Annotated in this window: 13 protein-coding genes; 9 read left to right on the top strand and 4 right to left on the bottom strand. The window is 71.0% G+C overall.

The window, feature by feature from the left end:
- Window positions 1-39: 39 nt before the first annotated feature.
- The 7 genes from GVY64_RS30915 to GVY64_RS30945 all read left to right on the top strand — a co-directional run bounded on the left by GVY64_RS30915 (window position 40) and on the right by GVY64_RS30945 (window position 6,351).
- Entirely contained in the window at window positions 40-738 is a 699-nt protein-coding gene (locus GVY64_RS30915) for an NUDIX hydrolase (protein ID WP_159849233.1), read from the top strand.
- A 124-nt stretch (window positions 739-862) separates the two neighbouring features.
- Complete coding sequence (locus tag GVY64_RS30920; protein ID WP_201298234.1) at window positions 863-1,447, top strand: biotin transporter BioY; 585 nt, start codon at window positions 863-865, stop codon at window positions 1,445-1,447.
- Window positions 1,440-2,561, top strand: coding sequence for a class I adenylate-forming enzyme family protein (locus GVY64_RS30925; RefSeq protein WP_159849235.1), 1,122 nt, complete (start codon window positions 1,440-1,442; stop codon window positions 2,559-2,561). The genes GVY64_RS30920 and GVY64_RS30925 overlap by 8 nt, the downstream gene beginning before the upstream one ends.
- Window positions 2,558-3,685: a thiolase family protein gene (locus GVY64_RS30930; protein WP_159849237.1), complete on the top strand. Its 1,128-nt coding sequence runs from the start codon at window positions 2,558-2,560 to the stop codon at window positions 3,683-3,685. Before GVY64_RS30925 ends, GVY64_RS30930 begins: the two co-directional genes overlap by 4 nt.
- Window positions 3,682-4,362, top strand: coding sequence for an energy-coupling factor ABC transporter ATP-binding protein (locus GVY64_RS30935; RefSeq protein WP_159849239.1), 681 nt, complete (start codon window positions 3,682-3,684; stop codon window positions 4,360-4,362). Before GVY64_RS30930 ends, GVY64_RS30935 begins: the two co-directional genes overlap by 4 nt.
- The gene (locus GVY64_RS30940) at window positions 4,359-4,961 is read left to right on the top strand and encodes an energy-coupling factor transporter transmembrane component T family protein (RefSeq protein ID WP_159849241.1); all 603 of its coding nucleotides are present in this window, start codon (window positions 4,359-4,361) and stop codon (window positions 4,959-4,961) included. Before GVY64_RS30935 ends, GVY64_RS30940 begins: the two co-directional genes overlap by 4 nt.
- Complete coding sequence (locus GVY64_RS30945) at window positions 4,954-6,351, top strand: AMP-binding protein (RefSeq protein ID WP_159849243.1); 1,398 nt, start codon at window positions 4,954-4,956, stop codon at window positions 6,349-6,351. The genes GVY64_RS30940 and GVY64_RS30945 overlap by 8 nt, the downstream gene beginning before the upstream one ends.
- A gap of 77 nt (window positions 6,352-6,428) precedes the next feature.
- Here the strand turns inward: GVY64_RS30945 and GVY64_RS30950 are convergent, their stop codons facing one another.
- The 3 genes from GVY64_RS30950 to GVY64_RS30960 all read right to left on the bottom strand — a co-directional run bounded on the left by GVY64_RS30950 (window position 6,429) and on the right by GVY64_RS30960 (window position 10,844).
- Complete coding sequence (locus tag GVY64_RS30950; RefSeq protein ID WP_442939654.1) at window positions 6,429-7,793, bottom strand: DUF5933 domain-containing protein; 1,365 nt, start codon at window positions 7,791-7,793, stop codon at window positions 6,429-6,431.
- Window positions 7,794-8,060: 267 nt separating this feature from the next.
- On the bottom strand, window positions 8,061-9,431 hold the full coding sequence (locus GVY64_RS30955; protein ID WP_159849245.1) for an amidase: 1,371 nt from the start codon (window positions 9,429-9,431) through the stop codon (window positions 8,061-8,063).
- Window positions 9,432-9,623: 192 nt separating this feature from the next.
- Window positions 9,624-10,844, bottom strand: coding sequence for a PucR family transcriptional regulator (locus GVY64_RS30960; RefSeq protein ID WP_159849247.1), 1,221 nt, complete (start codon window positions 10,842-10,844; stop codon window positions 9,624-9,626).
- 383 nt (window positions 10,845-11,227) lie between these two features.
- Here GVY64_RS30960 and GVY64_RS30965 point away from each other — a divergent pair, with 383 nt between their 5' ends.
- Entirely contained in the window at window positions 11,228-11,704 is a 477-nt protein-coding gene (locus GVY64_RS30965; protein ID WP_159849249.1) for an HAD-IIIC family phosphatase, read from the top strand.
- Window positions 11,705-11,864: 160 nt separating this feature from the next.
- Window positions 11,865-12,830, top strand: coding sequence for an AraC family transcriptional regulator (locus tag GVY64_RS30970; RefSeq protein ID WP_159849251.1), 966 nt, complete (start codon window positions 11,865-11,867; stop codon window positions 12,828-12,830).
- A gap of 15 nt (window positions 12,831-12,845) precedes the next feature.
- Here GVY64_RS30970 and GVY64_RS30975 read toward each other — a convergent pair whose 3' ends face one another.
- On the bottom strand, window positions 12,846-13,724 hold the full coding sequence (locus GVY64_RS30975) for a sigma-70 family RNA polymerase sigma factor (protein ID WP_159849253.1): 879 nt from the start codon (window positions 13,722-13,724) through the stop codon (window positions 12,846-12,848).
- Window positions 13,725-13,800: the final 76 nt, after the last annotated feature.

Consider the following 13,800-nt stretch of genomic DNA (forward strand, 5'->3'; position numbering starts at 1 on the left):
GGCGCACGTCGGCGGCGACGGTCGGGCAAGATCGAAGCCATGGAGCCGACCCCGCGAGTGCCACTGCCCACGAACATCGACGAGTTCCGTGTGCTCGCGCACTCCCGCCTGGCCGGATTCCCGCGCGTCGAAGTGGCCGACGCGCCCGGTACGCGTCGAGCCGCGGTCGTGCTGTGCGTGGTGGAGCAGCCGGATGGGCCGCTGTCGGTGATCGTGATCAAGCGGGCCTACCGGGGTCGCAACGCCGGTCAGTGGGGACTGCCCGGCGGCCGCCTGGACGAAGGCGAGACCGCCGAACAAGCCGCGTTGCGTGAACTGCACGAAGAATTGGGCCTGCTCGCGCGGCCCGAAGAGCTGCTCGGCGCGCTCGACGACTTCCCCGCGGCATCCGGTTTCGCGATCACGCCGCTGGTCCTGGCGCTCACCGACGCCACGCGGCTGCGGCCGAACCCGGACGAGGTCCATTCCGTGCACTTCGTCGACCTCGCCCGGCTCGCCGCCGAGGACACCCCGCACTGGGTCCGGCCCGAGGACGCGGTGCGGCAGGCGGAGCTGCGCGACGACGTGGCGCCTGCCGATGCGGCAGGCCTGTTGCAGATGCGGCTGGGCCCGAAGATGACCATTCACGCTCCGACCGGCGCGCTGCTGTGGCAATTCCGGGAAGTCGTTCTGCTCGGCACGAGCCCCGCCGCCGCTCGCGTCGCGCACTTCACCCAACCGGATTGGACCCATCGCTAGGCCGCTGGGGCCGTCCCGCTCTCCCGCCTGTCGTGCGGGAGGTTCACCGAGCGGGCCGTCGCGCGCGGCGCCGCACTCGGCCTGCTACCTTGAACGTCGTTCAAGTTCTATGCGGAGGGTTGTCGTGGAAGGTGTCGAGAACTCTCGGGAGCCGAGGGTCGCTGTTTCGGCGCGGGACATGGCGCAGATCGCCGTTTTCGCGGCGCTGATCGCGGCGCTGGGTTTGCCCGGCGCCATCACCGTCGGATTCAGCGGGGTGCCGATCACCGTGCAGACCCTCGGTGTCATCCTGGCCGGTGCGGTGCTCGGAGCACGCAAGGGCACGGCGGCGGTGCTGGTCTTCCTGGCGCTGACGATGATCGGCCTGCCGCTGCTGTCTGGCGGCCGTACCGGCCTGACGGCGCTGGCGGGTCCCAGTGCCGGATACCTGATCGGCTGGGTTCCCGCGGCGCTGTTCATCGGACTGTGCACCGCTCGCATCCTGCCGAAATACCCGATCGCGCTCGGCTTGCTGATCAACGCCGTCGGTGGCCTGCTGATCATCTACTTCTTCGGCACCGTGGGCCTGCTGCTGCGCACCGATCTGGGAGCCGGGGCCGCCGTCACCACCAACTGGGCGTTCGTTCCCGGCGACCTGCTCAAAGTCGTCGTCGCGAGCGTGGTGGCCAAGGGAGTGCACCGCGCATACCCCGGTCTGATCCGTGCCTAGTCCCGAACTCGGCGGCGCGGGCGACGCGCCTGCCCTCGACGTCGGCGGCAGGCGCTACACCTACCGCGACCTCGACCGCGCGATCGAGCGGTGCATCGACCGTGATCCGGACGCGGTCGTGTACGACGCGTCGGACCTCCCGGTCGCGGACGCGCTGATCCGCGTCTGCGCCGCGGCCCGGCGCGGCATCCCGGTCCGCGTCGAGGATCCCGCCGCTCGTCCGCACCGCCCAGGTATCCCGCCCGGGGCGTTTCTACTGGTGGCGACCTCGGGCTCGACCGGTCGTCCCCGGCCGCTCGCGCGGACGGCCGCCTCCTGGTACGACAGCTTTCCCGCCTTCACCGCGATCACCGGCGTCGCACCGGCCGACCGCGTGCTGATCACCGGGCCGCTGTACGCGACCATGCACCTGTTCGGCGCGCTGCACGCGCTGTGGCGCGGCGCGTGTGTCACCGACGACCCGGCGCGGGCCACCGTCGTGCACGCGGTGCCCGCGGTACTGCGCGAGGTGGTGCGCACCTGCCCGCGCCTGCGCACCGCGATCGTCGCGGGCATCGCGCTCGACGACGGTGCGCTGGCGGCGGCCGCGGGCATCGACGTCGTCGAGTACTACGGGTCCTCGGAGGTCTCGCTCGTGGCGGCGCGCCGCGTACCCCAGCCGATGCGGCTGATCGACGGGGTCGAGGCCGAAGTGCGCGACGGACTGCTCTTCGTCCGGTCGCCCTACCGTGTTCTGGGCGCACCCGACTGGTTCGGCGTCGGCGATCTCGCGGAACTCGGTGCGGACCGCGAGTTGACCGTGCTCGGCAGGGGTGACTGCGCGATCAACGTCGGCGGCACCGTGGTGGTCGCCGAGGATGTGGAACGCGTGTTGGCATCGCTCGACGGCATCGTCGCGGTGGCCGTCATCGGCTCGCCGCATGCCGTCTTGGGTCAAACCGTCACGGCCGCCGTGCAATTGGAGCACGGCGCCGGACTCGCCGAGATCCGGTCGCGAGCACGTCGGGTGCTGGCCAAGGAGGCGATGCCACGCCGCTGGGTGCCACTGCCCGCCCTGCCCAGGACCGCGGCCGGAAAGGTGGCCAGGGGGCGGCTGAAAGACTTGCTGACATGAGTCCCGTTCCCGTTCTGGTAGCGCCGTATCGCACGCCGATCGGCAACGCGGGCCACGGATTCGCGAACCTGACCACCACCGACTTGGCCGCTCCCGTGCTGCGCGCGGTGCTGACGTCGCTGCGCGGCGCCGGCATCGACGCCGAGGTGGACGACGTGGTGCTCGGCAACTGCCTCGGACCCGGCGGAGATCCCGCACGGGTCGCCGCGTTGCGGGCGGGACTGGGTGTGCACGTTCCGGGCGTCACCGTGGATCGGCAGTGCGGGTCGGGCCTCGACGCGGTGATGCAGGCGGCGTTGCGCGTGCGCAGCGGCGCGGACGACCTCGTCCTCGCCGGAGGGGTCGAATCGGCGAGCACCGCCCCGTGGCGGTTCTGGCCGCCCGTGGGAGACGCCGACCCCGTGCGCTACACCCGCGCTCCTTTCGCGCCGCCGGGATTTCCCGATCCGGACATGGGGGTGGCAGCCGACGATCTCGCGCGAGCGCGCGGGATCAGCCGGGAGCGGCAGGACGCCTACGCGGCCCGCTCGCACACCCGCGCCGCGGCCGCGGACTTCGCCGCGGAGATCGTGCCGATCGGCGACGTGCACCGGGACGAACGCATCCGTCCGGGCATGACCGCGACCCGGCTCGCGCGTCTGCGCCCGAGCTTCGGCGCCGACGGCACGGCAACCGCCGGCAATTCCTGCGGCATCTCCGACGGAGCCGCGGCTATGGCGGTCACCACCGAGGCGTGCGCCGCCGGGCTGCCCGCGCTGCGGATTCTCGGCTGCGCGGTCGCCGGTTCCGACCCGGCGTATCCCGGCCTCGGTCCCGTGCCCGCGATCCGTAAACTGCTGCGCCGCACCGGCGTCGGCGTAGCCGACCTCGGCGTCGTCGAGATCACCGAGGCGTTCGCGTCGGTGGTGCTGGCGGTGGCGGACGAACTGGGTCTCGACGAATCCACGATCTGCCCGCAGGGCGGCGCCATCGCGATGGGTCATCCCTGGGGCGCTTCGGGAGCGATCCTGCTGGTGCGGCTGGCGAGCCAGATGCTCCGTGCGGACGGCCCGGCGCTCGGGCTCGCGGCCTGCGCCATCGGCGGCGGACAGGGTATCGCCGTACTCGTGGAGCGCGTGTCGTGAGTGAGATCGTCTTCGAGTCGGTGAGCCACCGCTTCGGTGAGCGAGAAGTGTTGCGCGACATCAGCCTGCGGATCACCGAACGCCGCGTCGGCATCATCGGGTCCAACGGTTCCGGCAAATCGACGTTGGCGCGCATGATCAACGGCTTGCTGGCGCCGAGTTCCGGGACGGTCACGGTCGACGGCGTGGACGCCTCCCGCAAGGGCGCGCTGGTACGGCGGAAGGTGGGGTTCGTCTTCACCGATCCCGATACGCAGATCGTGATGCCGACGGTCGCCGAGGATCTCGCGTTCTCCCTGCGGCGCAGCGGGTTGAAAAAACCGGAGATCGCGGCGCGCGTCGGGGAGATCCTGGAACGCTTCGGGCTCGCCGGCCATGCCGAACACCCCTCGCATCTGTTGTCCGGCGGCCAGAAACAGTTGCTCGCCCTCGGCGCGGTCCTGATCCGGCGGCCGGAGGTGATCGTCGCCGACGAGCCGACCACACTGCTGGACCTGCGCAACGCCAGGATCGTCGCGGGCGCGCTGGACGCCGTCGACCAGCAGGTGATCGTCGTGACGCACCAGCTGTCGCTGCTGGAGAGCTTCGAGCGCGTCATCGTGATCGATGACGGCGCGGTGGCGTTCGACGGAACGCCCGGCGACGCCGTCGCGGCCTACCGAGCGGCGGTCGAATGATCGGGCTCTACCGTCCGGGCGATTCCCCGCTGCACCGGCTGCCCGCCGGGGTGAAGCTGGTGCTGCTGCTGGTGTCGATCGTGGCCGCCACGGTGTTCGTGCGGACTCCGCCGCAGGTGGCGGGCGCCGCCGGTGCGGTGGCGGGGCTGTTCGCGGTGGCCGGGATCCCGTGGCGAGTCGCGCTGGCGCAACTGCGCCCGCTGGTGTGGATGCTGTTGCTGATCGGCGTGTTCCAGGTGCTGTTGACGTCGCCCGCGCGGGCCGCGGTGGTGTGCGGCGTGCTGGTGATCTCGGTGGCGCTCGCGGCGCTGTTCACCCTCACCACGCGGGTGAGCGACATGCTGGACGCGGTGACCCGATGGCTGCGGCCTCTGCGCGGGATGGGTGTCGACCCCGAGCGGGTCGGATTGCTGCTGGCGCTGGCCATCCGATGTGTCCCCTTGCTGGCCGGGATCGTGCACGACGTCGCCGAGGCGCGGCGCGCTCGCGGCCTGCAGTGGTCGATGACGGCACTGGTCACGCCGGTGCTGGTGCGGGCGCTGCGGACCGCCGACGCGATGGGCGACGCCCTCGCCGCGCGGGGAGTGGACGATGCCTGAACTGCTCGCCGCGCGGATCGCCCGGCAGGCCGTGGCGAATCCGGCCGCGACCGCGGTGATCTCGGGACGCGAACGAGTCGGCTACGAGCGGTTCTGGTCGAAGGTCCTCCGCGTCGCCGCCGGGCTCGACGGCATGCGGCGGGTGGCCGTACTCCCCACCTCCGATGTCGAATCGCTGGTCGCGGTGACGGCGGCGATGCACGCCGGAGTGAGTGTCGTGCTGCTGCATCGCCATCTGCTGCCCGCCCAGCTGAGCCGGGTGCTCGCGCTGGCCGAGCCCGTAGCCGTCGTGGCCGCGCCGCACCAGCATCGGCGGTTGCGGCGCCTGGGATTCGAGGCGACCGTGCGGACCGCCGCGACACTGGAATCCGCTGGCTCGGTGCGGCCGGTGGATCCGGGCGCCGAGCTGCTGGTCGGGATCACCTCCGGCACCACCGGCGAGCCGAAGCTCTTCGTGCGCGATCACCGGTCGTGGGCCGCCACGCTGGATCGCTCCGACCGCACCTTCGACATCGGCGCCGGTGATCGGGTGTCGGTACCCGGCGTGCTGGACCACACGCATTTCCTGTACGGCGCGTTGCACGCCCTGACCCGGGGCGCGACCGTCGACCTGCGGCCGGTGGCCGATGCACTGAACGACGGAGCGACGCAGCTGTATTCGGTGCCGACGATCGCGTGGGACGTGGTGCGTGCGGGGATCGGCCCGGTCGGCAGCGTCCGGGAAGTGCTGTCCTCGGCGGCCCGGTGGCCGCGCACGGGGCGGCGAGCGTTGCAGGAGGTGCTGCCCAACGCCTCGCTCGTGCACTTCTACGGTGCGTCCGAGTTGAGCTTCGTGTCCTTCGACCGCGGGCTCGGCAGCGCCGACGAGAAGGCGGCGGGCGAACTCTTCGACGGTGTCGATGCCGACGTGCGCGACGGACTGGTGTTCGTGCGCAGTGACATGCTGTTCGACGGCTACCTCACCGCCGACGGTGTGGTCGGCGGGCCGGTCGACGGCTGGATGACCGTCGGCGACCGCGGCGAGGTGACCGGCAGGCGTCTCCGGTTGCTCGGCCGGGAGAGCGAGATGTTGATCCGGGCGGGTCTCAACGTGGAGCCGGCCGCGGTCGAAGCGGCGCTCACGGCGATACCGGGTGTCGCCGAGGCCGCCTGCATCGGCGTGCCCGACGCGCGGATGGGAGAGGCGCCCGCGGCGGCGATCGTGGTAGAGGCGAGCGCGCCGGGTGCTGAGGAGATCTGGCGGCGGCTGCGCGCGAGTCTGCCGAGCCCGAGTATGCCGGTGCAGGTTTCGATCGTGGACAGCCTGCCGCGCACGCCGCGGGGCAAGCTCGATCGGTCGGCGCTGGCCGCGACACTGGCGGCGCAGCGCCGTGGCGGGGCCGGGCGCTGACCACAAGAGGCCAGTGGTCGTCGGCGGATGCCTGCGGCGCACGCGGGATTCGTCGCGGCGCGCCGGCCGATTCGGTGCTATGGCATCGTGCGCAGGGAACTGTTATGCCCGCTGTCGTCATTGTGGTCCCCCGGCACGGAGCGGGTCAGCGGCTCCGGCTGGACGTCGTCACCTTCTCGCTGGACCGCCGAGTCTGCCCTCGCCGCTGTGGGCTGCACCGAGGACGAGCCGAACCACGTGGCGTAGAACGCGATAGCCAGCGCACCGAGAGCTCCGAGGATCACGATGCCGAACGGGAGGGGGTGCGCGGCCATCTGCAGGGCGAAGAACCGAATGCACAGCAGGACCCCGGTGCAGACGGCGACGCCCATGGCCACGAGGCGGACGCGCCCGCGATCCCAGCCGCGGTGCGGATCGCGCAGCGCGGATTCGACCGTCAGGCACAACGCCGCGCCCACGACCAGGTCGACGCCGTAATGGGCGCCGAGGCCGAGCGTCGCGACAAGGGTGCACACCAGCCAGAACGCGCCGCCCCAGCGCAGCCACAGCGGGCCGCGCCGCGAGTGGATGAACAGCGACAGCGCCCAGGCGGTGTGCAGGGAAGGCATGCAGTTGCGCGGGGTGATGCCGTCGAAGCGCAGCGCCTCGATGGAGGGGGGCACCGCAGGAACGACATTCGGCCAGACGTCGACGATCTCGAAGCCCAGTCCCTGCGGTCCGTACGCGAGCACCGGCCCCACCACCGGGAAGACCACGTACCAGATCGGCCCGACCACGCCGAGCGTGAGGAACGTTCGCACCAGGTAGTGCCGTGGCCACGCCCCGGTCGTCACGCCGCGCAACTGCCAGGCCGCGACGAGGACGGCCGCGAGCGGGAGTTCGAAGTAGACCCAGCGCACCACGCCCGACGCCACCGGTCCCGCCGCGTCCAGTGCCTGCCCGGCCAGCCATGACGGATTGCCGAGCACGTGATCGGCGACTTGCACGTACGGATCGAGCACCATCGGGCGCGCCCACGCGGTGATGTCCAACCAGATCTCGCTGATCTTCGTCGCGCAGATCAGCAGCGCGCCGAAGGCGATGGTGCGCAACGCCGTTCGGCGGCGCTGCCCGTCCCACCGCACGAACGCCAGCACCGCCAGTGCGGTGAGCACGATGGTCGGACCGTTGCCCACAGTGAACGGCCGTCCTTCGGCCGCCCTGACCACCACGAACAGCAGGTCGATGGCGATCGCCGCGGCGACGGCGCCGACGCGGGCGCGCACCGTGATCCCGACCAAGGCCAGCAGGAATCCGGCCCACGGTGTGGTCGCCGACTTCGGCGAACCGGCATAGTCCCGAAACAGGCTGGTCAGCGGACCCAGCGCCCCGATGTGCGCGGCCATGAGCTCGCCGCCGACCAGCGCGAGCACGATGGCCGCGACGCCGCACCACACGATCACCGGCCGGAACCGACGCTCCCGAAGCTCTTCGATACCCACTTGCTCGCCCGGTGGGGTCGAGCTTCCTCGCACGTCGTTCACAAGCACCGAGACATCGTAAACACGACATTAACGGCGCATGTACGGGGAGATGGCCGAGCGAGCGGTGCCGCGGCGGATGACACGGAACATGCCACCGGTTGAGCCGAACTCGCTCGAGGCCGATACGTTCTCGTGGGTCGGTGCGCGCGCCGCGCCCGTTCGCCGCCCGCCCGGTGTAGCGGTCTGTTACCGCAGTGCCGCGTCGTCGAGGGGAGCGTGCCGTCGCCAGGGACGGATCCGCTCCAGTTGCGCGGCGACCGCCAGCAGCGTGGTCTCACCGCCGGGCGCCGCGGCGAGTTGTACGCCGATGGGCAGGCCGGTGTCGGACTGCCCGGCGGGAACGGAGATCGCCGGATAGCGGACGGTGTTGAACGGCGGGGTGAACGGGATGAAGCGCGGCACGTCGAGCAGGGTCCGCAGAAATCCTTGCCCGGCAAAGGCTCCGACCTGCACCGGCGGTGTGGCCAGCGTGGGTGTGAGCAGTAGATCATGCTCGGTGAACCAGGCGGCGAATCGCTCGGCCTGCCGTGCCGGGGGAGCATCCGGCACCCGGCGCACCCTGGTGATCACCCGTCCGGCCCTGGCCACTTTGCGGGTCAGCGGTTCCAGCAGGTCCGTGCTCAGATTCGTGGTGTCCTCGGCGACGCCGGCGAAGTAGCGCGCCAGGAAGCCGAGCGCGTCCTGCGGCCGCCACGGCGGCGGCGCCTCGGTGACGGTATGGCCCGCTTCGCGCAGCGCCTCGGCCGCGGCCTGCATCGCCGAACGCACCTGAGGGTCGACGGCCGCGCCGAGCACCGGTGGCCGGGTGGTCATGCCGATCCGCAGCGGCCGCTCGGGTGTGGCCGGGGCGCGGTAACGTTCGTCGGCCGCTAGCACAGCGAGGAGCAGGGCCGCGTCGGACACCGTGGTCGCCAGCGGGCCGAAGGTGGAGATGCCCAGCCAATTCGAGCCGAGCTCGGCCGGGCGTGGCAGCACGCCGTCACCCGGTTTCAGGCCGACGAGCCCGCAGCAGGACGACGGGATGCGGATCGACCCGCCGCCGTCGGAACCGATTGCCAGCGCGGCCATTCCGGCGGCCACCGCGGCGGCGCCACCACCGGTGGATCCGCCGGGTGTGTGCGCGAGGTGCCACGGATTGCGGGTGACGCCGTGCGCGGCGCTCTCGGTGACCGGCCATTGGCACAGCTCCGGCACATTCGTCTTGCCGATCAGCAGCGCGCCCGCGGCGCGCAACCGGCCGACCAGCTCGCTGTCGGAGTCGGCGGCGGTCTGCCGCGCCGCGCGCGATCCGTTGCCGGTCACGCAACCGGCGAGGTCGAGATTGTCCTTCACCGCCACCGGAACTCCGGCCAGCGGGAGGTCGCGAAGATCGCCGCGGGTGGCCAGCGCACGAGCTTCGTGACGGACCTGCTCGTGCCGCACGATGCGGAAGGCGTTGATCCGTGCGTCGAGGGCCGCGATGCGGGCCAGGTGCTCATCGGCCACTTCGAGCGGGGACACCGTCCGGCTCCGGACTCCCGCCGCGATCTCGGCCGCAGGCGCGCCCGCCCATGTCATCGCTGTCTCCTCGGTACCTCAGGTCGCGACGACCGACGCTGCACGCTGACCGGCCTTCGGGACTCGCCGCTCACGGTAATCGTCGGCGTGGTCGGCCACAATGACCAGCCGCCGTTCCCGGGCATGGGAACGAGCGGCACGCGGTCCCGCCGCGCTGTCGGCGGAGGGGACGGGGACCTGCTCGACGAGCGGTCAGGTCGTGCGATACGTGCGGGCCACCAGCGCCGAGCGCAGATACCACAAGCCCGACGGCTGGGACGGGTCGAATCCGGTGAGCTGTCCGATCCGCTTGAGCCGGTAGTCCACGGTATTGGTGTGCACGTGCAGCACGCGTGCCGTGCGCTGCCGGTTGAGGTTGTTGGCGATGTGCCGTTGCAGTGTCTCCAGCAGTTCGGGGTGCGCGTCCAGTGGGTCCAGCAGCGAGCCGAGATACTCGCGGCCCGGCCCCGGTCTGGTGAGTTGGTATTCCAGCGCCAGCTCGTCGAAGCGGTAGAGCCCGGCCACGGCCTGCAATCGCTGCACCATGTCGAGCAGTTCGTGGGCTTGGTCGGCGGCGGTGGGGATCTTCTCGGGCGTCGCCTCGACCATGGTCGCGGTGACGCCCACCTGCGCGGCATGCGACAGCTGGGTGACCAGCATGTCCAGCTGCTCGTTGTCCAGGTGGCCGGACGGGATGAGGACCGTGCCGCCGTCCACGCTCAGCAGCGACAGCGCGGCCTCGCCGCAGCGCGTGGCGAGCTCGGCCTGGACCCGGCGCAGTTTCCGGCGGGCGACGACCTTGCCGTCCACCATCGGGTTGCGTTCCTCGCGATGCGGCGGAATCGCCACGGCCAGAACAACATACGAGGACGCGATGGCGATGCCGCATTCGCGGGCCATGGTGGAGGTGCTGTGGCCGCCCAATAGCGCGGAGGTCAGCGTGTGCACGGCGGTGTGGTGCTCGCTGACCACCGCGCGCAACTCCCGGACGTAGGCCATCGAGACCGCCGAGTTGATCATGTCGAGCATCTCGACGACCATCTTTGCGCCGTCGACGAGGTCGTCGTAGTCCTTCATCGTCGCGTCGGACACCACCAGTTCGAGGCCCATCTTGAAGCCTTCGTGGATCGAGTGGTGGATGGTGTCGATCGGCACCCCCTCGCGCGCCCATCCCGCGGCGGCGTCGCCGAGCCGTTGGAGTTTCTCCGGGAGGTCCTTTCCGTCGAGCATGCTCACCGCCAGTTCCAGGCAGACCCGGGTGATGGTGGTGACGTCTCCGGCGATCGCGTCACCCGGTAGGGTGCCGCAGGGGATGACGTTCTCGACGAAGTGCCCGACCATCTGACGCGATAGTCCGCGAACGTCCTTCAGCGGGGACGACATCGGCTTCCCCGACAGGCTCAGGCTCTGCCGGGCCGAACTGTCGACGGACATTGGCGACTCCCTTCCGCCCACGATTGCTGTGCAGCGCATTCACACTAATCGGTCGATCTCTTTCGCGGACCCGATCGACGGGTTCTGTGAGAGCAGGTGAGAGCGGTCGAGACGCGCTTGTGAGCGCTCACAGCAGCTGGACATGTGACCGGTTTCTGGGCGGTCGGCACACCGCGAGGTCGGAGTCACCGGCCTGGCGTTCCGGGGCCGGTTCGTTGTTGCCGCGAGGCGCGGGCGACATGCCGGTAGGATCACCCGCGCCGGCCATGGCCATGTAACCAGGGTCTTGTCCGGCACGTGTCGTGTCCCGGATGGTGTGCAGTGCCCGTCCGCCGCGCACGCCACGGCGGAAGGCAGTGATGGCGCGACGATAGGGGCAGGCGATGGCACCGGCTCTGAGATGTCTTGTCTGGGAATTGGACAACACCTTGTGGGACGGCGCCGTGTGCGACGCGACCGTCGGCGCGTTGCGGCCGGCCGCGCTTCGGACTCTGCGCGTGCTCAGCGAGCGAGGGATCTGGCATGCCGTGGCGAGCCGCGGCGAGCGTGAGTGGACGCTGGACAAGTTGTACCGGCACGGCGTCTACGAGATGTTCTCGGCCGTCGAGATCGGTTGGGGCCCGAAGTCTTCGGCGATCGTGCGGATCGCGCGCACGCTCGGCCTCGGCATCGACACGATCGGATTCATCGACGACGAGCCGGTGGAGCGCGCCGAGGTGGCCCGAGCGCTGCCCAACGTGCGCTGCTACGCCGCCCGCAATGCCGACGTCCTTCCGGTGCTCCCCGATTTCCGTCCCGTGTTGCGCACCGGGCCCGCCCCCACGCCGCCGCTCGGCTTCGCCCGGGTGCCCGCGCGCTGATCTTCCGGCGAGTACTCGACCTGCGTCGTGCCAGCGGAATCCGGCGTCGGTGCTGGGCCCATGGCCCAGGCTTCCCAACGGCGCGAGTATTCCGCCGGAGCCGTATCGTCTTGGTGGACAATACGGTGTCGATGAAATCGGGCGGCGATAGGTTGTCACCATGCAGTGCTACGGCGTGACCGCCAACGATGCGGATTCGTGGACCGCGATCGCCAACAGCTTCGTTCCGATGGACTACCGCTACGGCGATCCCGAACGCTGGTATTCGGGCCTGACGGTGCAGGAATCGGCCTCCTATCGGTTGTTGCGCTGGGAACAGCGCGGTACGAGCACCTCCTACCGCACCCGGACGAACATCCGCCGTGGTCCGTGCGACGACTTCTATTGGGTGGTGGTCCCCGAGCGGGGCGTGTACTCGGTGCGCTATCGCGGCGAGGAGACGCGAGCGCAACCCCATCAGGCGGCGGTGACCGCCCTCGACGACCTGTGCCAGATCCATATCCCGCTGTTGTCGGCCTACGCGATCCAGCTGCCCCGGGCCGAACTCGACCATCGCGCCGGACCGCTCGCCGAGCGCGGCATGACGATCGATCTGAATTCCGGACTCGGCCGGATCACTCAGGCCATGATCCGCAGCACGCACGCCGAGCAATCGAATCTGTCGGATCGCGAGTTCAACGCCGTCTGCGACCGGATCGCCGAGTTGCTGAGCCTGATGTCGCTGGGCGACACCGAACCGCAGCGTACCCACCACGCCCACGTCGTCGCGCAGATCCGGCAGTTCGTGCGAGCCAACGTCGGCCGGGGCGACGTGCGGCTGCCCGCGGTGGCGCACGCGCTGGGCTGGTCGCCTCGGCAGCTGCGCTCGGTCCTGCAACAAGCCGGCACCACCTTCCGCGACGTGCGCCGGGAGGAGGCGTTGCGCGCCGCGCGCGCTCTGCTCGAGGATCCGGCCCGGGAGGACGATCCCATCCGCGAGCTGGCGGTCCGCGCCGGATTCACCCCGGCCTGGTTCTCCGCGGCGTTCAAGGCGCGCTTCGGCGAGACGCCGCGAGAATTCCGGCGGCGCAGATCGGCGGAGCGCGCGGAGCCGGGCGAGACGCGGGAGCCGGTGCCGTCGCCCTGAGCGGGCGCCGCGAAACTACCCGGGCAGCAGTGCGATCCGGAGATCGAGCAGCCGGGACGGGTCGGCGATCACGCGGTATCCCGCCACCCGGTCGTCGCGCACCGTGACGGTGAGCGCCAGGCGCAGTCTGCCGTGCGGGGCGACCACGATGCCCGGTCGACCGTCCACCAGCGCGAGCGCCGCCACCTGCGCCCGCCGCCGCAACAGCACGGTTTCCCCGGCCACCGAGGCCGCGCCGCGCACTGTCGTGGCCACTCCGGCGGGAAGCGCGGCCGCGTCGGCCGTGCGGACCACGCCGGGTGCGAGGACTGCCAGGAGCCCCTGGAGGTCGCCGCTACGCGCCGCGCCGAGAAAGGCGTCCACGACATCCCGCTGCGCGGTGAGTGCCGGTGCGGCCGCGGCATCGACACCACGCACACGGTGGCGGGCGCGGCTGGCCAGTTTTTTGGTGGTCGGCGTCGTGCGACCGACGATCGGCCCGATCTCGTCGAACGGCACCGCGAACAGGTCGTGCAGCACGAACGCCACCCGCTCGTCGGGGCCGAGCCGGTCCAGCACCACCAGCAGCGCCCGGCCGACCGACTCGATGAGTACCGCCTCCTGCTCCGGTTCGTTCTCCTCGCCCCCGTCGTCGAGCCGGGGCGGGTGGCCGAGCGGTTCCTCGCGCCGCGCCGACCTGGCGCGCAGTATGTCCAGGCAGATACGGGACACGACGGTGGTGAGCCAGCCCGGCAGGTTGCGTACGTCTTCGGCATCGTGGCGGGCCAGCCGCAGCCAGGTCTCCTGCACCGCGTCGTCGGCCTCGCTCGGTGAGCCGAGCATGCGGTAGGCGACCGCGTGCAGGTGGGCGCGCTGCGCCTCGAATTCGCGCACCAAGCCGTCTTCGCTGGGCATCGGTCACCTTTCCGCTCCGGGGTCCGTCATCGGGATGACGGATTCGACAGCTCACAGGTGACCGGCGTCCGGACCG

Source organism: Nocardia sp. CY41, from assembly GCF_009829325.1.
Lineage (GTDB): Bacteria > Actinomycetota > Actinomycetes > Mycobacteriales > Mycobacteriaceae > Nocardia.